Genomic DNA, 19806 nt, shown 5'->3' with positions numbered 1-19806 from the left:
ATAAAATCTAATAAGAGAGAGGAAGCGAATGGTCTTCATCATCATTTGATGATCTTTTCATTCGAATGACTTTACTAATCCAAGTTGTAATGCGATCATATATGATAAACAGAAAGTCTGTTCGATTCAAACAAGATGCGTCCAACTCTTCTAAACGATGTCCTCCGAGGTGCTCGTTCATTCGGCAGTCTTTTAATAAGAAAGCAATACCGATGGCGGTCAGCGCTGGAAGAATAATCGTAAAGAATTCAACAAGGAAAAAGACTTCATTGAATGTATCAATAATCATGATTATCACATCCATTTCATTACTCACAGTGTACTATACACATTGTTAAATGTCTAACCGAACCATTCGTTTCCTCCATTAAATAAAATACTTAATTTAACTAAAATGGTAATTGTCATCCAAACTTCATAGTTCTTCTCTTATAATGAAGTGGAATAGAAGAAATGGAGGTTTTGAAATATGACAAGTATTTACCCTAAATTTCGAGCAGCTGCGGTACAAGCAGCACCCATCTATTTAAATTTGGAGGCAACAGTTGAGAAGTCATGTAAAATGATTGACGAGGCAGCTTCAAATGGTGCAAAGCTTGTGGCATTCCCAGAGGCATTTTTGCCTGGTTATCCTTGGTTTGCTTTTATTGGTCATCCAGAATATACAAGAAAGTTCTATCATGAATTGTATAAAAATGCAGTGGAAATCCCCAGCTTAGCCATTCAAAAAATAAGTGAGGCAGCAAAAAGAAATAAAACGTACGTTTGCATATCATGCAGTGAAAAAGATGGTGGCTCTCTCTATTTAGCTCAACTTTGGTTTAATCCAAAGGGGGATTTAATAGGAAAACACCGAAAAATGAGAGCTTCTGTAGCAGAAAGACTAATCTGGGGTGATGGAAGCGGAAGTATGATGCCGGTTTTTCAAACGGAGATTGGAAATCTTGGTGGGTTGATGTGTTGGGAGCATCAAGTGCCGTTAGACCTTATGGCGATGAATGCCCAAAATGAGCAGGTACATGTTGCATCCTGGCCAGGTTATTTTGATGATGAGATTTCAAGTCGATATTATGCCATCGCGACACAGACATTTGTGCTAATGACTTCATCTATATATACTGAGGAAATGAAAGAGATGATTTGTTTAACACAGGAGCAAAGAGATTACTTTGAAACATTTAAGAGTGGGCATACGTGCATTTACGGTCCAGATGGAGAACCGATCAGTGATATGGTTCCAGCTGAAACAGAGGGGATTGCTTATGCTGAAATTGATGTGGAAAGAGTAATTGATTTTAAATATTATATTGATCCGGCTGGACACTACTCTAATCAAAGTTTGAGTATGAATTTTAATCAACAGCCCTCGCCGGTTGTTAAACATTTCTATCAGAGTAAACATGAAGTGTTAACCTATGAGGATATTCAATATCAAAATAGTATACTTGAAGAAAAAGTTTAAATGATTGTGGAGCCTTCTCTTTTTTAGGAGAAGGTTTTTTTGAGGAAAGGTGAATCAAATCAATGTATAATTGAGGATAAATGTAATCTACAATGATTGATTCAATCTGAACCGATTAAAAATATAAGTAGACAAGAAAATGGGGTTATTCCAATGTCAAATATTATTTTTCATATAGACATGAATGCTTTTTATGCCAATGTAGAAATGGCGTATGACCCTTCTCTGAGAGGGAAACCATTAGCCATTAGCGGAAATGCAAAAGAGCGCAAAGGGATTGTTGTGACCTGCAGCTACGAGGCAAGAGCACTCGGTGTGAAGCCCCCGATGCCACTCTGGGAAGCGAAGCGGCTTTGTCCGGGACTGATTGTGCGTACACCCAACTTCGACCGGTACCGCAGCTCCTCACAAGAAATGTTTACCATACTAAGAGAATATAGTGACTTAGTTGAACCCGTTTCAATTGATGAAGGCTATATTGATTTAACCAATACCCCTTATGCGGAGCATGCTGTGAAAACCGCTCATGATATTCAAACGAGGCTAGTAGAAGAGCTCATGCTTCCTTCTAGCATTGGCATTGCACCAAATAAATTTCTAGCGAAGATGGCGTCTAATTGGAAAAAGCCAATGGGCATTACCATTTTGCGTAAACGAGATGTCCCGAGAATGCTCTGGCCGCTCCCGGCAGGTGACATGCATGGGGTTGGACAGAAAACGGCAGATAAGCTGAAAACCATCGGAATTCATACAATTGAAGATTTAGCGAAAGCGAATGAATATGCGCTGAAAGAGTTATTAGGCATCAATGGACCGAGGTTAAAGCAAAAGGCAAACGGAGAGCATGACGGCATTGTCGATCCAGAAAGAATATACGAATTTAAATCTGTCGGCAATTCTTCCACTCTTCCTCACGATTCTGATGATACAGATGAACTGGTCTCATTAATAGAGAAACTGTCGCAATCGGTGAGTGCCAGATTACGAAGAAAAGAAGTGATGGCGAATCGGCTACTTATTATGATTCGCTATGCGAGCTGGAAAAATATCACACGGAGCGTCACACTCACGAATCCAACTGATCGAAAGGAAGATCTATTTGAGGCGGCAAAGCAGCTATTCCTAAAGCATTGGAATGACCAGCCAGTAAGACTTTTAGGTGTGACGGGGACCGATCTTGTGGAACGAAAATCAGCCGTCAAGCAGCTTGATTTATTCTCTTATACAGAAGATGCAAAAGACGAACCGCTCCAATCTCTTTTAGACGGACTGAAAGAAAAATACGGTAAACCACTCATTCAAAGAGGAGTGACCATGAAGGAAAAAGAGAGCAAAACAAGTGGTACAAGTTTTAATAAAGACTTTTTTCAGGACGAAAGAGGAAATGACTAGCCTGAAAACTTGATAAAAGAGGTGATGTTGTGGTAATTTCAAAGGGTACATCATTTCAGCAGTAATCAATATAGTGTGTTAGAAGGGACGTCAGAATTATGTCAAAACAACAAATCGGTGTCGTTGGACTAGCCGTTATGGGGAAAAACCTTGCCCTAAATATTGAAAGCCGCGGTTTCTCCGTGTCCGTTTATAACAGATCTAGCAGCAAAACAGAAGAGTTTCTTCAAGAATCACAAGGGAAAAACGTTGTAGGCACATACAGCATTGAAGAATTTGTTCAATCGCTTGAAACGCCGCGTAAAATTCTTTTAATGGTAAAAGCGGGTGCAGCAACAGATGCAACCATTCAATCATTACTGCCTCACCTAGAGAAAGGTGACATTTTAATTGATGGTGGAAATACATATTACAAGGATACACAAAGACGTAACCAAGAGCTTGCGGAAAGTGGTATTCACTTCATTGGAACAGGTGTTTCTGGCGGTGAAGAAGGCGCACTAAAAGGTCCTTCTATCATGCCTGGCGGTCAAAAAGAAGCGCACGAGCTAGTGAAACCAATTTTAGAAGCCATCTCTGCGAAAGTAGATGGTGAGCCTTGTACAACGTATATCGGTCCAGATGGAGCAGGACATTATGTCAAAATGGTTCATAACGGTATCGAGTACGGAGACATGCAATTGATCTCTGAATCATATTTTATCTTGAAGCATGTGGCAGGATTGTCAGCAGAGGAGCTTCATGAAGTATTCTCAGAGTGGAATAAAGGCGAGCTTGACAGCTATTTAATTGAAATTACAGCTGACATTTTCACAAAAGTGGATGAAGAAACAAATCAGCCGCTTGTGGATGTGATCTTAGATAAAGCTGGACAAAAAGGAACTGGGAAATGGACGAGCCAAAGCTCTCTTGATCTAGGTGTTCCGCTTCCAATCATTACTGAATCTGTTTTCGCGCGTTACATTTCAGCAATGAAAGATGAGCGTGTTGAAGCAAGTCAATTAATTGAAGGTCCTAAGCCAGCGCAATCAGCAGAGAATAAACAAGAGCTGATCGAAGCGGTTAGAAAAGCCCTATTCATGAGTAAAATCTGCTCATATGCACAAGGTTTTGCGCAAATGAAAGCAGCGTCTGATGAGTATAACTGGGATTTGAAATACGGTGAAATTGCGATGATCTTCCGCGGTGGATGTATCATTCGTGCAGCCTTCCTGCAGCAAATCAAAGAAGCATATGACCGTAACCCTGAATTAAAAAACCTATTGCTTGATCCTTACTTTAAGGATATCGTAGAAAGCTATCAATCATCACTTCGTAAAGTGATTTCACTTGCAGTAGAACAAGGTGTTCCTGTTCCTTCATTCTCAAGTGCACTAGCTTACTTTGATAGCTATCGTACAGCTGTCCTTCCAGCTAACTTAATTCAAGCACAGCGTGACTACTTCGGCGCACATACGTATGAGCGCACAGATAAAGAAGGCGTCTTCCATACTGAATGGATGAAATAAGTATAAAACCTCAAAAGACCTTACCTTTGGTAAGGTCTTTTTTGTGTTTACATCTATTCGGCTAAAAATCCGAAAAAGAGGGATGCTAAGTAAAAAAGAACAGAAAGTAGGGATAGAAGTGGGCATTTTATATGCACTTCTCCCAGCGATATTTTGGGGAAGTATTGTTCTCATCAGTGTCAAACTTGGCGGGAATGCCTATCAGCAAACACTCGGCATTACCCTCGGCGCTTTTTTGTTTTCAATCGGCGCCTATTTGATCAAAATGCCGGAACTGACACCGCTTATTTTTGCGGTTTCCGTTATCTCTGGGATCTTTTGGAGTATTGGGCAAATGAATCAGCTTTCAAGTGTCGCCTTTCTAGGGGTGTCAAAGGCTGTTCCTTTATCAACGGGTATGCAGCTTGTGAGCACGACATTATTTGGTGTCATTGTCTTCAAAGAATGGCAGACCATGACGGTCATACTTATTGGTTCTTGTGCCATTTTATTTATTATTGCTGGCGTTGTCATGACATCCCTCGGTCAAAAAAAGAGTGGCGGGAACGAAGGCGGCAATTTTAAAAAGGGAATCATCATTTTGCTCATCTCAACCGTAGGCTACGTCGGATACGTCGTCATTTTAAGATGGTTTCATATAGATGGCTGGTCTGCGCTCGTTCCGCAATCTGTCGGCATGCTGCTTTCATCGTTAGCGATTAGTCTAAAGCAAGACCCGTTTAGCAAATATACGTTCAGAAATATCATTGCTGGTCTTGTGTGGTCGACAGGAAATCTAGGGCTTCTTTTGGCGATTCCACTCATTGGCGTAGCAGTAAGTTTTTCCATGTCTCAAACAGGAATTGTCATCTCGACTTTAGGCGGTATTTATTTATTAAAAGAGAAAGCATCTAAAACAAGCTTTGTCATTGCAGGCTGCTTGATGATTATCGCAGGTGGTGTGCTGCTAGGTTTTACAAAATAGGAGGTTAAACGAATGTATCCAGATTTGGAAGGAAAAACAGTTCTCATCACAGGAGCAGGTACAGGGATAGGTCAGGCGATGGCGCGCCGGTTTGGACAAGAAAAAGCCAATGTAGTGATCAATTATTTCTCAGATAAAGAAAACCCGGACGACACGATTGCTGAGATTCAAAAAAGTGGCGGACAGGCTGTCAAAATTCAAGGGGATGTATCAAAAGAAGAGGATATGAAGGCGATGATTGATCAAGCTGTTGATACATATGGCAGTCTTGATGTCATGATCAATAATGCAGGAATTGAAAATGAAGTTCCTTCAACTGAAATGACGCTAGATAACTGGAACAAAGTGATGTCCACCAATTTAACAGGTATGTTTTTAGGGTGCCGTGATGCATTAAAGTATATGACAGAACACGGGATCGAGGGGTCGATTATTAATATGTCGTCGGTCCATCAGCAAATTCCGTGGCCTCATTTTGTCCATTATGCAGCAAGTAAAGGAGGCGCCAAGCTTTTGACAGAAACGCTGGCACTAGAATATGCCCCTAAAAAAATTCGTGTAAACAGCATTGCACCAGGTGCAATTGATACCCCGATCAATGCCGAAAAATTTGATGATCCAGCATTGAAAAAGGGCGTCATTGAGCTGATACCGATTGGTTATATCGGAAAACCGGAAGAAGTGGCAGCATGTGCTGTCTGGCTTGCATCAAAAGAGGCGAGCTATGTGACAGGGTTGACGTTATATGTAGACGGCGGTATGACCAAGTACCCTGGATTCCAAGCAGGAAAAGGATAATCGTGATGAACACGGGCTGGGCTCAGAGGATAACACAACATCAAATTATGATCTAGTATGTTGTCATGCTAGTGAAAAGCGTGAGCATAAACATTGCACACGCTTTTATCCATTTATTCGCCTTTTTCAAATATGGCTTCTTTGTTCTTCACGATGATGCCTACTTTCGTTTTGACACGAGGAACGCCATCTTTTTGAAGATAATCATATAAAATGGGTTCTATTTCATTGATATCTGTACGAAGTATTTTAGGTGATAACTCCTCGATAAATGGATCGTTTTTAACTGCTAGACAGTTCGCCATTGTATCGAGTGCAATTAAACTGAAAGGTCTTCCTTTGTTTAGCCAAGATTTCATTCTGAGCCATGTTGGAAAGCATGCTGATGCCAACCTGCCCCAACTATCGTTAAAAGAGGAGCAATGAGACTCCATCCAATCAAGTATGTGATGTGAACGGAAACGATATAGGCTGGAGAGAGCGGTCATTGGCAATTCCTTTTCACTTACACATTTCAATTGATCAAAAATACGTCTCATTCCTTCCTCGGCTGGTAAACTACTGGCTGCTGCCCAAGAAAGCGGATGAAAAAATTTATCGGCATCATTCTCCCAAAGCTCTCTTACCCAATCCGAAGCTGCAGTACCTAAAACATCAGCTGCGATCTCCAGCATTCTTGATTTGACTTCATGATTTTCCGTTCCATAAAATCTAGCTTTTACAGACATCAACATTTTTTGTGTATCGTGTTTTTTCAGGGCAATGATGACATCGTTGTGAAGAAACCATCTTGTGATTGAGAAATCTAATAAAGACTCCAAATCATGTTGAACCGCTTGTAATGTGGGTATTTTCTCTTCTGCTGTGACCAATACATCTTCTTCTGGCTGACAAGCCTCTCCGTCTTCTTCATAAAAATCATCGTGCAATAAAAATTTCTTTGGAGAGTGGATGATCGCTAAGTGATACCATTCAATTGGCCGTAAAGAATAGGTTAAGAGCCGCCTGTGACAATCATTGCATAATCGATAAGGCTGAGCTGGTTCATCAGAAATTTTTACAACATCAATCTCGTTTCTTTTACAGGCTTCACACAAATGAGTGACTGCCATGATATCCACTCCTTTTGATTGCAAAGATATGAATAGATTCGAAAAGTAGCAGCAAAAGACGTTTACCTATCCATCAAATTGAGTGGGAATAGAATCTGTTTCCATCTCTGGGCAGTTACTTCTCATGATTTATGGGATGAAAAAATGGGTTTTTGAATGAGCTAAGTCATTCGCACTTATTTTAACAAAGTTCTCAAAGACTGTCTTCTGAAGAAAAAGCTACTTTATGGTTCATTCGGAGAGTATTTTTTAAAAGAAAAGGGGTCTCGTTCATATCTGGATGAGATCTCTTTCGTTTTGAAAGCTTGTTTTGAGTAATGATACGGTCATTTTTAAAATAAAATACATACATATAAAATTAAATGTCTAGACATTTAAAAATAAAAATATATAATATTAACTGGAAGCGCTTTTATTACAACAATGGGGTGAGAGAAATGAAACGTATTTTATTAGCATGCAGTTCAGGTATGTCTACGAGTTTACTAGTCACAAAGATGAAGGCACATGCTGAGTCTATAGGGGAAGAAGCAGAGATTTGGGCAGTCGGACAAGACCAAGCGAAAAAAGAAATGGCACATGCCGATGTTGTATTAATTGGACCGCAAATGAGCTTTTTAAAAGGGGATCTTCAAAAAGAAGCTCAAAAATATGGGATTGAAGTAGAGGTCATCGATATGCAGGCGTATGGGCTAGCAGATGGTCAAAAAGCGTATGAACAAGCGGTTTCATTGATGGGGGAATCTTAAAGGATGGAAAAGAAAACACTCGAAGGACTCACGGAAGAACAAATCAGTTTTCAATTGATCTTACACAGCGGAAATGCACGAAGCAAATTGCTTCAATCTCTTAAACAATTTAGAGAAGGTCATGAAACAGTAGCATCTGACCTTCTCAAAGAAGCGGAAGATGACTTGCGGAATGCACATGATATCCATTTTCAAATGGTACAGCAAGAGGCAAGCGGAGAAACGATTTCATTCTCCTTGCTGCTCATGCATGCCGAAGATCATTTCATGTCAACGATGACGATAAAAGAGCTTGTGGGAGAGCTCTTACCGATATTGCAATCACTGAAACAATAAAGGGTGTAAACAAGGGGGGAAACCAATGTTTGATAAAATAAGTGCGATTTTGGTTCCGATTGCTGGGAGATTGAACAACAATCGCTATCTAGGGGTATTAAGGGATGCCTTTATGCTTGCGTTCCCATTAACGATTTTTGGTTCCATCATGGTCGTATTAATGAATTTGCCATTTTTAGATAAGATCATGAGTCAAACAGCACTTGAAGGTGTTCAGTCTGCACTGAATATTGCACCTAGTGCGACCATCAGCATTATGAGTGTGTTTGTTGTATTTGGGATTGGCTACTATTTATCGAAAAGCTATGATGTGGAAGCTGTCTTTGGCGGTGTGATCGCTTTAGCCTCTTTTCTTCTCCTTACGCCATTTTTACTAGAACAAGAGGGCGGTGCATCCATTGCAGGCGTCATCCCAGTCGATCGTTTGGGCGCAAAGGGAATGTTCCTTGGAATGATCACAGGCTTTTTGTCTGCTGAAATTTATCGCTATTTTGTCCAAAAGAAATTTGTCATCAATATGCCGCAAGGGGTTCCGCCAGCTGTTTCTAAGTCTTTTGCTGCACTCATCCCGGCTACTTTGACACTCACAACCTTTTTACTGATCAATATCATCATTACACAAGGGTTCAAAACCAACATGCATGACTTGATTTACAATGCGATTCAGGCGCCGCTTGTCGGACTTGGAAGCGGTATCATTCCGACCTTGATCGCTATTTTCTTTATACAAATTCTTTGGTTCTTTGGGCTCCACGGCCAAATTATTATCAACTCTGTCATGGACCCGATTTGGAATACATTGTCCATTCAAAATCTAGAAAGCTACACAAAAACAGGTGAGGTTCCGAACATCATCAGCAAGCAGTTTATCGAAATCTATACAGTGGGTATGGGTGGAACCGGTATGACGCTAGCTGTTGTGTTTACGATTTTAATTTTTCTTAAAAGTAAGCAATTGAAACAAGTAGCAAAGCTCGGCTTAGGACCAGGTTTATTTAACGTCAATGAACCCATTATCTTCGGTTTACCGATTGTGATGAACCCGCTTATTCTCATTCCATGGATTTTGGCACCAATGGTGATTACTTGTATTTCTTATTTTGCGATGGCCGCAGGTATTGTGCCGCCTCCGACAGGCGTGAATATTCCATGGACAGTACCGATCTTTATTAGCGGAGTCATGGCAACAAATTCATTAGCGGGCGGTCTGCTTCAGCTGTTTAATTTAATGATTGTGTTTGTCATTTGGTTCCCGTTCCTAAAATTTATTGATCGTATGAATGTGAAAAATGAAAAAATAGTCACGACAGAAAAAACGAAACAAACAAACATCAAAGGTGAAGGAGACTCAATACATGTCGATGGAAACTAACAGTCAATCATATACATTTCCAGAAGGTTTCTGGTGGGGATCTTCTGCCTCTGCTACGCAAACAGAAGGCAGTTATCCAGGAGATGGAAAGGGACCGAACATTTGGGATCACTGGTTTGAAAAAGAGCCGAATCGTTTTTTTCAGGGCGTCGGTCCAGGTGTGACCTCGCAATTTTATCGTAAATACAAAGAGGATATCCGACTCATGAAGGAGATTGGGCACAACTCGTTTCGTCTATCTATTTCATGGTCACGCCTTTTACCTGAGGGAAAAGGGGCTGTTAATGAAGACGCTGTGGCTTTTTACAATGATGTGATCAATGAACTGATAGCGAGTGACATTGAACCGTTTGTGAACTTGTATCATTTTGATATGCCAATGGCGCTTCAGGAGACGGGAGGATGGGTAAACAGGCAGGTCGTAGACGATTATGTCAGCTATGCGACATTGTGTTTTCAGCTTTTTGGCGACCGGGTGAAAAAATGGTTTACCCATAACGAGCCGATTGTTCCTGTAGAGGGTGGATATATGTATAGCTTCCATTATCCAAACGAAGTTGATTTCCAAAAGGCAGTGCAAGTTGGATTTCATGAGATTTTATCAAATGCTAAGGCCATTGCGGCTTATAAAGAGATGAAGCAGGATGGGAAAATAGGCATTATCCTCAACCTTACTCCTTCGTATCCGCGAAGCCAGAATCCGCGGGATGTCGAAGCAGCTGAGATGGCTGACGCCTTCTTTAACCGGTCCTTCCTAGATCCAGCTGTGAAAGGACATTTCCCTGAAAAGCTAGTGGACGTGTTAAAGAAAGAAGGATTGATGCCGGCTATGGAGGAAGGAGACCTTGAACTCATTCAAGAGAACACGATCGACCTTCTCGGCATCAACTATTATCAGCCAAGAAGAGTGAAAGCAAAGGAACATATGCCTCACCCTGATGCACCATTTATGCCAGACCATTATTTCGATTCTTTTGAAATGCCGGGCAGAAAAATGAATGTGTACCGCGGCTGGGAAATCTATGAAAAGGGTATTTACGATATATTGAAAAAAGTCCAGACAGACTATGGGAATATTGAATGCTTTATTTCTGAAAATGGAATGGGTGTCGAAGGAGAAGAGCGGTTTCAGGATGAAGAAGGAATGATTCACGACGATTATCGCATTGATTTTATTTCTGAGCATCTTAAATGGGTGCATCAAGCCATTCAAGAAGGAAGTCATGTAAAAGGCTATCACCTGTGGACGTTTATGGATAATTGGTCATGGTCGAATGCCTATAAAAATCGCTATGGATTTGTCTCAGTGGACCTTGAGAAAGACGGGAAACGTACCATCAAAAAAAGTGGCTACTGGTTTCAATCGGTTTCAGAGAATAATGGTTTCTAATCAAGATACTTGCTCTTTCCTTGAAAAGGGCAAGTATTTTTCTTATGTAAAGATGAAAGGGTTGAAATGAAAGTGGCTCGAACCTTTTAAGCGCACTAGGCTTAGTGTAGAATGAGAGGAAGGCTAGAAAGCGCTATAATAGGATATGAAAAAACAAGTCAGTTGGTGGTGTGAGATGACAAAGTACGAACTCATTTCAGAAGAAATTAGAAAAAGAATAGGAACAGCATATTATCCAGAAGATCAACCCATTCCAGATGAAAACTCGCTTGCCGCTGAATTTAAATGCAGCAGAATGACGATGAAGCGTGCGCTCGATCTTTTAGTGGCGGAAGGTCTGCTCTTTAGAAAAAGAGGTCATGGCACATTTATTGTGAAGGCAGCGCTAAATCAAGGTGCGATCAACGTATCAGGTCATGAAAATAAAGGGTTCACGAAAGTGATGGCAGATAAAAACGTGACGAGCCAAATCATTCGCTTTGATGTGCATTTTCCAAGTGAAGAGGTGGCAGCTCATTTATCCATTGACTCAAGCACACCCGTCTATGACATTATTCGGCTCCGTTTGGTGGAAGAAGAGCCATATGTATTAGAAAAAACCTTTATGCCTGTCAATGTCATTAAGGGAATAGATGAAGAGGTTTTATTGGGGTCTATCTATAGCTACATTACAAACACACTTCATTTAAAAGTGGCAGGAGCGCACAAAAAAATTAGAGCGGCTAAATCAGATCAGCTTGATCAGCAATATTTAGGCTGTGACCCTACGGATCCGGTGCTAGAAGTGGAGCAGGTGGCTTATTTAAACACAGGCCGGCCGTTTGAATATTCCTTTAGCCATCATCGCTATGATAAATTTGATTTTTCAACGGTTGAAATTACGAAAACACGACTTTAAAAAAAGAGCAGAACCCCCTCAATCGGGAGACTGCTCTTTTTTCGTTGATTTTATATATTCCACCAGTGATATCCATCTTTTTCAAGAAGCTGATCTGCTTCTTTTGGTCCCATAGAACCAGCAGGGTAATTTGGTTTTAACGTTTTGGTTTCAGCCCATTTTTCTGAAATTGGATCAACAAAGTTCCAAGACAGTGCCACTTCATCCCAGTGGGCAAAGTTTGTTGCGTCACCTAGCAAACAGTCATGAATCAGCTTTTCATACGCTTCTGGTGTATTCATGATGTCGTTGTAATTTGTTTGATAGTCCAGCTTAATTGGTTTAGCATACGTTCCGCCATCAAGCTTGCGAGCATTCAGGTGAAGGGTAATGCCTTCGTCTGGCTGAATGTGAATCACAAGTAAGTTTGGATGCATGGAATTCCCGTTTCCATAGTACAGGTTCATCGGAATGTCTTTAAATTGCACCACGATTTGAGTGGATTTCTTTTCTAGACGTTTTCCTGTACGAATGTAAAATGGTACCCCGGCCCATCTAAAGTTATCGATGAGAAGTTTCCCTGCAACGAATGTTTCTGTGTTGGAGTTTGGGTCCACATTTTGCTCTTCAAGATAGGAAGGAACCATATTGCCATCAATCGTTCCTGCATCATACTGTCCGCGGACAAAGAATTGATCCACTTCATCTTTCGAGAAAGGACGAAGCGCACGCAATGCTTTCCGTTTTTCACTACGGATTTCCTCTGTATTGAGCTTAATCGGTGGCTCCATGGCTAGTAGTGCAACCATTTGAAGCATATGGTTTTGTACCATATCTCTCAGTGCACCAGAACTCTCGTAATATCTCGCACGGTCTTCGACACCTAATGATTCACTCGATGTGATTTGAATGTTTGAAATATAGCGGTTTGTCCAAAGCGGTTCAAAGATCGCATTCGCAAAACGAATTACCTCAATGTTTTGCACCATCTGTTTACCGAGGTAGTGGTCAATACGATAAATTTGATCCTCTGTAAATGCATCTCGGATCTCTTCATTTAATGTTTTGGCACTAGGCAGGTCATGACCAAACGGTTTTTCAATAACAAGTCGAGACCATCCAGTCGTTTCTGATACGCCTTCACTTTTTAAAAACTTCGCAATGGTTCCGAAGAATTCTGGTGCCATCGCTAAATAGAACATCCGGTTATTCGGGATACTGTATGTATCTTCAAGACCAGAAAGAAGTGTGTTCAGTGCTTGATAGGAAGCAGGGCTTGAGACATCAAAATCATGGTAATAGAAATGAGAAATAAATTCCTCTGCTTTTGCTTCTGCATCATCAGAAGAGACCGATTCTTTTACCACAGCTCTTAGGTCTTCATGAGACCAAGGACGACGTCCAACCCCTACAACGGCGAATTGATCTCCAAGCTTTCCGCTATGATAAAGTCTATGTATAGAAGGGTAGAGCTTGCGTTTTGCAAGGTCTCCTGTTGCGCCAAAAATGACAATGACTGCTTTTGGATAGTTAGTTTCTGTATTCACGAAAAGTACCTCACTTTATTCGTAGCATTGTTGTAAAAACCGAGAATGTATGTACATTTTCTTTATTTTAAAGGTTCATTGTTCGTAAAGCAAACATTTGATTCGACTTTTTCTGCCCGAGTTTGACTTTTTTCAAAAATTCCGCTGAATTCACATTTATCCTGTCTTCATGTATTCTATATGAATGAAGAGATTGTATACCGGCTGTAGGAGGAAATCGTAATGGAACTGCTCTTTTTAGGAACAGGTGCAGGCATTCCTGCAAAAACAAGAAACGTCACTTGCACTGCGCTGAAGCTTTTAGAAGAGAGAAAAGCCGTGTGGCTTTTTGATTGCGGAGAAGCGACGCAGCATCAAATATTACATACAACGATTAAACCAAGAAAAATTGAGAAGATCTTTATCACGCATATGCACGGTGATCATGTATATGGTCTCCCGGGTCTGCTTGGCAGCAGGTCCTTTCAAGGGGGAGAGGATGAATTGACGATATATGGTCCAAGCGGCATTAAAGCTTTTGTAAACGCGGCACTTTCAGCGACACAAACGCATTTGACTTATCCGCTGCATATCATAGAAATAGAGGAAGGGATCGTTTTTGAAGATGAGACCTTTCAAGTAGAAGCAAGACGAGTGTCTCATGGGATCCCAGCTTACGGCTATCGGGTCGTGGAAAAAGATGTACCCGGCGCACTAAAAGCCGAAGACCTAAAAAAAATCGGTGTAAAACCTGGACCTTTGTATCAGAAGTTGAAAAATGGGGAAACCGTTACACTCGAAGATGGAAGAATGATTGATGGAACCGATTATTTGGAACCCCCTAAAAAAGGGAGAATCGTTGCATTTTCAGGAGATACCCGTTTGTGCGAGAATATAACAAGGCTTGCCAAGAATGCGGATGTGTTAGTCCATGAAGCAACATTTGGGAAAGAAGATGCAGAACTAGCCTATAATTATTATCACAGTACGACAGAACAGGCAGCAAAAACAGCGCAGGAAGCAGGCGCAAAAAGACTGATTTTGACCCATATTAGTGCACGGTACCAAGGGGAAGAGTCACTGAAACAATTACTCAAAGAAGCCCGCGATATATTCCCGCTGACTGAAGCTGCACATGATTTCTTTTCTTTTCCTATTGACCGTACCCTGTAAAAATTGGATGAATCGTCAAAAAAAGTTGTGTGATTTTTTTGATATTTATGATGACGCTCTTTTTCAGGTAGTGGTAAAATGGTGAAGAAAAAACAAATGACGAATTACACTATGAAGAATACGGGAGGCACAATCAAAGATGAGCGGTTTTACAGCGTTAAGTGAAGCAGAATTAAATGACCTATATGCAGCACGACAAAAAGAGTATGAAACGTACAAAAGTAAAAACTTACACTTAGACATGTCAAGAGGGAAACCTTCACCAAAACAGCTCGATTTATCTATGGGCATGCTCGATGTCGTGACATCAAAGGATGCAATGACAGCTGAGGATGGTACAGATGTGCGAAACTATGGCGGCTTGACAGGCCTTCCTGAAACAAAGAAATTTTTTGCAAGTGTGCTCAATCTGAAGCCAGAACAAATCATCATTGGCGGTAATTCTAGTCTGAATATGATGCATGACACAATTGCACGTGCTATGACTCACGGCGTATATGGCAGCAAAACACCTTGGGGAGAGCTTCCAAAGGTAAAATTCCTTGCACCAAGCCCAGGATATGATCGTCATTTTGCCATTTGTGAGCATTTTAACATAGAGATGATTACGGTAGATATGAAGTCGGATGGACCTGACATGGATCAGGTGGAAAAATTGGTTGCAGAAGATGAAGCCATCAAAGGGATTTGGTGTGTACCGAAATATAGTAACCCTGACGGCATTACGTATTCAGATGAGGTTGTTGACCGTCTTGCTTCTATGCAGACAAAAGCAGACGACTTCCGTATTTTTTGGGATGATGCCTATGCAGTCCACCATCTAACAGATACGCCTGATACGTTAAAAGATATTTTTCAAGCAGTAGACAAAGCAGGACATGCAAACCGTGTGTTTATGTTCGCCTCTACTTCTAAAATTACGTTCCCAGGCTCGGGTGTTGCACTGATGGCATCTAGTCAGGACAACGTCAGCTTTATTCAAAAACAGCTATCAGTTCAAACCATTGGGCCAGATAAAATCAATCAATTAAGACACCTTCGTTTCTTCAAGAATCCAGAAGGATTGAAGGAACATATGAAAAAGCATGCAGCGATTATTAAGCCGAAATTTGACCTCGTTCTTTCGATCCTTGATGAAAAGCTTGGTGGAACAGGCATCGCTGAGTGGCACAAACCAAATGGCGGATATTTTATCAGCTTAAATACACTCGATCATTGTGCAAAAGCTGTTGTGCAAAAAGCGAAAGAAGCCGGTGTGACACTAACAGGTGCAGGGGCGACATATCCTTATGGAAACGATCCGCTTGATCGTAACATCCGTATTGCGCCAACGTTCCCAACACTTGAAGAACTAGAGCAGGCGATTGACATCTTTACGTTATGCGTTCAGCTTGTCAGCATTGAAAAGTTGCTGTCTGAGAAAAGTCAATCAGCACCAACGGTATAATGAAAAAACTCCTTGACTGATGTCCGGTCAAGGAGTTTTTGTTTTTAGTTAGCTGTTTGATAATAAGAGACAGGCTGTTTTGCTGCACACCATACATCATAAATCGCCAGCTGCACAATATGTGGTTCATCGTGATGAATATAGTGCGAGCTGTTCTGCGCCTGAATCCATCCGCTTTGGGATGATAATGTGAGCATTCGTTTATGAAGCCTGAGCCAAGCTTCATGTGCTGGATGAAACAAGCGGCTTTTGCCTGATGAAATGACAAGAAGGGGCATCATCCCATAATGCGTTTGCTCCTCTTTGATCGTACGCAGCATTTGCTCAAAGTCCTCATGTGTACATTCTGCTGTGAACTGCGCCATATATGAAGTGCGTTCTTCCTTTGATAAGAGCGGCAGAATGACCTGCTCTTGCTCCTCACTTGCTGGGTCTAGAAGGACCATACCGATAACATCTTCTTTTCTGCGGCTTGCCCATAAGCGACTGACAAGAGAGCCAAATGAGTGCGCCACAATGAGAAATGGCGGCTGAATATTGGCTTGATGTAAAAGTGTATCTAAATCATCCGCAAGATCATGCAAAGTTCTTCCTTCCTTGCTTTCACTGCTTTTTCCATTACCTAAACGGTCATATAAGAAAACACCAAGCTCTGGGTCAATATCACGAGCGATATTCGCCCACGTATCGCCTGAAATTCCATATCCTGCTTCAAAAATAATGGTGGCTTCCTTTTTCCCTTGACGATGCCTTGTATAAAAGTGATGTCCATCTATATGATACGTTCTTTCAATCAATGCCGAGTTCATTCTTCCATCTCCTCTAAGTGGTTCTTTAGCTAAAAGACGGCACAAAAGGCAAAGATGTTTCTCTTAAAAACAAAAAAGATGCCTATTTCAAAAAATAGACACCTTTTTGCTTAGAGATGTTACCAAGCACGATCGTATTGGCGCGGGCTTTCGATGGATGTACGAAGCTCTTTAGCGGCTGTTTTTGGGAAATACGGATCTCGTAAAAATTCTCTGCCGATAAAGATTAAGTCAGCACGCTGATTTTGTAAAATTTCTTCGGCCTGTACACCAGATGTGATCATACCGACAGCGGCTGTTTGGATGCCGGCACCTTCTCTTATTTTCTCAGCAAAGGTGACTTGGTAGCCGGGGAATGTTTTAATACTGGCTTGCACCACAGCGCCTGAGCTCACATCAATTAGATCGACTCCTTGCTCTTTCAGCCATGCGGCAATGCCAATATAATCTGCAATATCTAGTCCTTTTGTTGTGTAATCAGAAGCGGATACACGGACAAATAATGGTCCATCCCACACTTCATTGACTGCATCAACCACTTCTCTCAAGAAGCGATAACGATTTTCTGGTGAACCGCCATATTCATCTGTCCGGTGATTGGCAAGCGGTGAGAGAAATTCGTTAATCAAATAGCCATGCGCACCATGAATCTCAATGATGTCAAATCCAGCTTTCTTGGCGCGGACAGCGGCATCTTGAAATGCCTGAACTGTGTCTTTTATTTGATCGATAGACATCTCAAGAGGTGTTTTAGATTGCTCGTCAAATGGAATGCTGGATGGAGCAAGAATGTCACCATCTAGCTCAGCCTTGCGTCCTGCATGGGCTAGCTGGATGGCCGTTTTTGTTCCGTACGCTTTGATTTGTTCGTTTAATGAGGCAAACCCTTCAATGTGCTCATCACTCCAAATTCCGAGGTCCTGATCACTAATTCTTCCCTCAGGTGAAACAGCACTTGCCTCGACCATAATTAATCCGGCCTGACCTTGCGCACGGGAAATATAATGTGCAAAGTGGAAAGGCTGTAATTTTCCATCACGGTCATAGGATGAGTACATACACATCGGGGACATGACGATGCGGTTTTTGAGTGTGACACCTTTTAATGTCCACGGTGAAAAAAGCTTTGTTTCCAATTACCTTCGCCTCCTCATAGAATGGTATAGCCGATTATAACAGCCATTCAAACATTCGTCATAAAAGGTGCTCAAACCATATAGCTTTTGTACATGATTTTGTATAATGAAAGATATGGACATCAAAGGGGGATAAACGGATGAAATGGCAAACGGAAAGTGAACTAAAGGAGCTACTCACAGCTCTTATGCAGTATGAAAGCATATCTGGTACAACGGGAGAAGTCGCATTAGCGGAATATTTATATTACTTGCTGAGGGAGCGGCCGTATTTTGAACAGCATCCTGATCACTTGGCTTTGCATCCAATGAAAGATGGCCGGTATTTTTTAACGGCACTTGTCAAACGAAGTACGCTGCCACGTACTGTTTTACTCCTCAGCCATTTTGATGTCGTCGATACAGAGGATTACGGAGAATTTCAAAATATGGCGTGTAAGCCCGAAGAGTTAATGGCGTCCTTTTCTCAAAAAAGTGCACTTCTTCCAAAAAGGGCAAGAGAGAATTTAGCTTCAGGTGACTGGCTGTTTGGACGAGGGTCCATGGATATGAAAGCAGGCCTGACTGTCCAGCTTTCCATGCTAGAAAGAGCCATGGCGGGGAGGTTTGAAGGAAATATTCTGCTCGTCACAGTGCCAGATGAAGAAGTGAATTCACAGGGGATGCTGGAGGCTGTTCCGAAACTAAAGGAGCTCAAGCAGAAGTATGACCTTGATTATACCGCGTGTTTAAACAGTGAGCCGATGTTTGAAAAGTATCCCGGGGATGCGCACCAATACATCTATACAGGTAGTATAGGGAAGGTACTTGCGGGATTTTTCTGCAAAGGAATTGAAACACATGTAGGTGAGCCCTTCTCAGGATTAAATGCAAATTTTATGGTATCTGAATTAAACAGGCTGTTAGAACTGAATAGTGATTATTGTGAGGAAGTAGATGGTGAAGTGACACCACCTCCGACCAATTTGATGCAAAAGGATTTGAAAGAAGCTTACTCTGTTCAAACGCCTCACACGGCTGTTTCTTTATTTAATGTGCTGATGATGAACCGCTCTAGTGAAGAGCTTCACGGGCTCCTCTATGAAACTGCGAAACAAGCAGCAGCCCAAATCGAAGCCAATCTCAAACAGAAAACCGCTGCATTTCAACGCTTTAAACATTTTACACCCATCGATACAAACATCACGGTGTTAACGTATCATGAGCTGTACGAAAAAGCTGCTGAACGATCCGGCAAGCAGGAGGTCGAGCGAATTGTCAACTACGCCTTTGCCAACCGGGGTGAGCTAGGGGATCGTGATTTTTCAACCAAAATTGTATCAGAACTGACGACCCTTTGTAAGGAAGATGGAGCACTGATTGTGTTGTTTTATAGTCCGCCATTTTACCCATCTGTTTCTTCAACAAACGATCTGCATATTCAAACGACCTTAAAGAAGATTCAAAGAGAAGCAAAAGAGATCTATGGAATCGAAGTAGAAGAAGTCAAATATTTTCCTGGTTTATCTGATTTAAGCTACTTACAGCTTGAAAATCAAGATATAGAGGATTATACAGCCAACATGCCGCTATACCAAAAAGGCTACTCGTTACCACAAGGAGAAAAAGAAGCTCTTAACGTTCCTGTCATCAACGTTGGTCCATTAGGAAAGGATGCGCACAAATGGACAGAACGGCTGCATGTCCCATTCTCTTTTGGCGTTTTGCCGTCGCTCTTACAATCAACAATTCATGCTTTATTAGAAAAGAATTAAG

18 protein-coding genes are annotated in these 19806 nt (G+C 41.4%); 13 read left to right on the top strand and 5 right to left on the bottom strand.

Features of this window, described 5'->3' with window-relative positions; all coding sequences use genetic code 11:
- Window positions 1-7: 7 nt before the first annotated feature.
- The gene (locus NST15_RS11040; protein WP_008342247.1) at window positions 8-289 is read right to left on the bottom strand and encodes a hypothetical protein; all 282 of its coding nucleotides are present in this window, start codon (window positions 287-289) and stop codon (window positions 8-10) included.
- 180 nt (window positions 290-469) lie between these two features.
- Here NST15_RS11040 and NST15_RS11035 point away from each other — a divergent pair, with 180 nt between their 5' ends.
- The 5 genes from NST15_RS11035 to NST15_RS11015 all read left to right on the top strand — a co-directional run bounded on the left by NST15_RS11035 (window position 470) and on the right by NST15_RS11015 (window position 6124).
- A complete protein-coding gene (locus NST15_RS11035) occupies window positions 470-1462 on the top strand; it encodes a carbon-nitrogen hydrolase family protein (RefSeq protein ID WP_317327583.1) in 993 nt (330 codons plus the stop codon).
- Between the two features lie 147 nt (window positions 1463-1609).
- Window positions 1610-2854: a DNA polymerase IV gene (locus tag NST15_RS11030; RefSeq protein WP_342499055.1), complete on the top strand. Its 1245-nt coding sequence runs from the start codon at window positions 1610-1612 to the stop codon at window positions 2852-2854.
- A 98-nt stretch (window positions 2855-2952) separates the two neighbouring features.
- A complete protein-coding gene (gndA, locus tag NST15_RS11025; protein WP_017357947.1) occupies window positions 2953-4362 on the top strand; it encodes an NADP-dependent phosphogluconate dehydrogenase in 1410 nt (469 codons plus the stop codon).
- A 118-nt stretch (window positions 4363-4480) separates the two neighbouring features.
- Entirely contained in the window at window positions 4481-5326 is an 846-nt protein-coding gene (locus tag NST15_RS11020; RefSeq protein WP_024718904.1) for a GRP family sugar transporter, read from the top strand.
- A gap of 12 nt (window positions 5327-5338) precedes the next feature.
- Entirely contained in the window at window positions 5339-6124 is a 786-nt protein-coding gene (locus NST15_RS11015; RefSeq protein WP_008342255.1) for an SDR family oxidoreductase, read from the top strand.
- 113 nt (window positions 6125-6237) lie between these two features.
- Here NST15_RS11015 and NST15_RS11010 read toward each other — a convergent pair whose 3' ends face one another.
- Window positions 6238-7236, bottom strand: a complete 999-nt coding sequence (locus NST15_RS11010; RefSeq protein ID WP_046527199.1) for a hypothetical protein — start codon at window positions 7234-7236, stop codon at window positions 6238-6240.
- 437 nt (window positions 7237-7673) lie between these two features.
- On the opposite strand from NST15_RS11010, the gene NST15_RS11005 reads away from it, so the two are divergent.
- The 5 genes from NST15_RS11005 (at window position 7674) to NST15_RS10985 (ending at window position 11981) form a co-directional block, all read left to right on the top strand.
- Window positions 7674-7985: a PTS sugar transporter subunit IIB gene (locus NST15_RS11005; protein WP_017367558.1), complete on the top strand. Its 312-nt coding sequence runs from the start codon at window positions 7674-7676 to the stop codon at window positions 7983-7985.
- Window positions 7986-7988: 3 nt separating this feature from the next.
- Complete coding sequence (locus NST15_RS11000; RefSeq protein ID WP_017357943.1) at window positions 7989-8321, top strand: PTS lactose/cellobiose transporter subunit IIA; 333 nt, start codon at window positions 7989-7991, stop codon at window positions 8319-8321.
- A 25-nt stretch (window positions 8322-8346) separates the two neighbouring features.
- The gene (gene celB / locus NST15_RS10995; protein WP_007501108.1) at window positions 8347-9693 is read left to right on the top strand and encodes a PTS cellobiose transporter subunit IIC; all 1347 of its coding nucleotides are present in this window, start codon (window positions 8347-8349) and stop codon (window positions 9691-9693) included.
- Window positions 9677-11083 carry a glycoside hydrolase family 1 protein gene (locus NST15_RS10990; RefSeq protein ID WP_048001405.1) on the top strand — a complete coding sequence of 469 codons (1407 nt, stop codon included), beginning with the start codon at window positions 9677-9679 and terminating at the stop codon, window positions 11081-11083. Before celB ends, NST15_RS10990 begins: the two co-directional genes overlap by 17 nt.
- 175 nt (window positions 11084-11258) lie before the next feature.
- Window positions 11259-11981: a GntR family transcriptional regulator gene (locus tag NST15_RS10985; protein ID WP_017357941.1), complete on the top strand. Its 723-nt coding sequence runs from the start codon at window positions 11259-11261 to the stop codon at window positions 11979-11981.
- Window positions 11982-12031: 50 nt separating this feature from the next.
- Here NST15_RS10985 and zwf read toward each other — a convergent pair whose 3' ends face one another.
- On the bottom strand, window positions 12032-13507 hold the full coding sequence (gene zwf / locus NST15_RS10980; RefSeq protein WP_008342269.1) for a glucose-6-phosphate dehydrogenase: 1476 nt from the start codon (window positions 13505-13507) through the stop codon (window positions 12032-12034).
- 222 nt (window positions 13508-13729) lie between these two features.
- Between zwf and rnz the strand changes: the two genes are divergently transcribed.
- A complete protein-coding gene (gene rnz / locus NST15_RS10975) occupies window positions 13730-14659 on the top strand; it encodes a ribonuclease Z (RefSeq protein WP_039165882.1) in 930 nt (309 codons plus the stop codon).
- 139 nt (window positions 14660-14798) lie between these two features.
- Complete coding sequence (locus NST15_RS10970; RefSeq protein ID WP_039165881.1) at window positions 14799-16106, top strand: aminotransferase class I/II-fold pyridoxal phosphate-dependent enzyme; 1308 nt, start codon at window positions 14799-14801, stop codon at window positions 16104-16106.
- A 44-nt stretch (window positions 16107-16150) separates the two neighbouring features.
- Here NST15_RS10970 and NST15_RS10965 read toward each other — a convergent pair whose 3' ends face one another.
- Window positions 16151-16915, bottom strand: coding sequence for an alpha/beta hydrolase (locus NST15_RS10965; RefSeq protein ID WP_108611157.1), 765 nt, complete (start codon window positions 16913-16915; stop codon window positions 16151-16153).
- 119 nt (window positions 16916-17034) lie between these two features.
- Window positions 17035-18051, bottom strand: coding sequence for an NADPH dehydrogenase NamA (gene namA / locus NST15_RS10960; protein ID WP_024718910.1), 1017 nt, complete (start codon window positions 18049-18051; stop codon window positions 17035-17037).
- Between the two features lie 140 nt (window positions 18052-18191).
- Between namA and NST15_RS10955 the strand changes: the two genes are divergently transcribed.
- Window positions 18192-19805 (top strand): M20/M25/M40 family metallo-hydrolase, encoded by a 1614-nt coding sequence (locus NST15_RS10955; protein ID WP_342498537.1) that lies wholly within the window; start codon window positions 18192-18194, stop codon window positions 19803-19805.
- Window position 19806 lies beyond the last annotated feature (1 nt).

The organism is Bacillus sp. FSL R5-0820 (assembly GCF_038593385.1).
Lineage (GTDB): Bacteria > Bacillota > Bacilli > Bacillales > Bacillaceae > Bacillus > Bacillus altitudinis.
Note: the sequence above shows the minus strand (reverse complement) of the source record. Positions and strands in the feature narration are given on the sequence as shown.

What these genes read in the sequence shown, in the direction of transcription:
- NST15_RS11040 (WP_008342247.1), bottom strand. Translation starts at nt 289, where the DNA reads ATGATTATTGATACATTCAATGAAGTCTTTTTCCTTGTTGAATTCTTT.
- NST15_RS11035 (WP_317327583.1), top strand. Translation starts at nt 470, where the DNA reads ATGACAAGTATTTACCCTAAATTTCGAGCAGCTGCGGTACAAGCAGCA.
- gndA (WP_017357947.1), top strand. Translation starts at nt 2,953, where the DNA reads ATGTCAAAACAACAAATCGGTGTCGTTGGACTAGCCGTTATGGGGAAA.
- NST15_RS11015 (WP_008342255.1), top strand. Translation starts at nt 5,339, where the DNA reads ATGTATCCAGATTTGGAAGGAAAAACAGTTCTCATCACAGGAGCAGGT.
- NST15_RS11010 (WP_046527199.1), bottom strand. Translation starts at nt 7,236, where the DNA reads ATGGCAGTCACTCATTTGTGTGAAGCCTGTAAAAGAAACGAGATTGAT.
- NST15_RS11005 (WP_017367558.1), top strand. Translation starts at nt 7,674, where the DNA reads ATGAAACGTATTTTATTAGCATGCAGTTCAGGTATGTCTACGAGTTTA.
- NST15_RS11000 (WP_017357943.1), top strand. Translation starts at nt 7,989, where the DNA reads ATGGAAAAGAAAACACTCGAAGGACTCACGGAAGAACAAATCAGTTTT.
- celB (WP_007501108.1), top strand. Translation starts at nt 8,347, where the DNA reads ATGTTTGATAAAATAAGTGCGATTTTGGTTCCGATTGCTGGGAGATTG.
- NST15_RS10990 (WP_048001405.1), top strand. Translation starts at nt 9,677, where the DNA reads ATGTCGATGGAAACTAACAGTCAATCATATACATTTCCAGAAGGTTTC.
- NST15_RS10985 (WP_017357941.1), top strand. Translation starts at nt 11,259, where the DNA reads ATGACAAAGTACGAACTCATTTCAGAAGAAATTAGAAAAAGAATAGGA.
- rnz (WP_039165882.1), top strand. Translation starts at nt 13,730, where the DNA reads ATGGAACTGCTCTTTTTAGGAACAGGTGCAGGCATTCCTGCAAAAACA.
- NST15_RS10970 (WP_039165881.1), top strand. Translation starts at nt 14,799, where the DNA reads ATGAGCGGTTTTACAGCGTTAAGTGAAGCAGAATTAAATGACCTATAT.
- NST15_RS10965 (WP_108611157.1), bottom strand. Translation starts at nt 16,915, where the DNA reads ATGAACTCGGCATTGATTGAAAGAACGTATCATATAGATGGACATCAC.
- NST15_RS10955 (WP_342498537.1), top strand. Translation starts at nt 18,192, where the DNA reads ATGAAATGGCAAACGGAAAGTGAACTAAAGGAGCTACTCACAGCTCTT.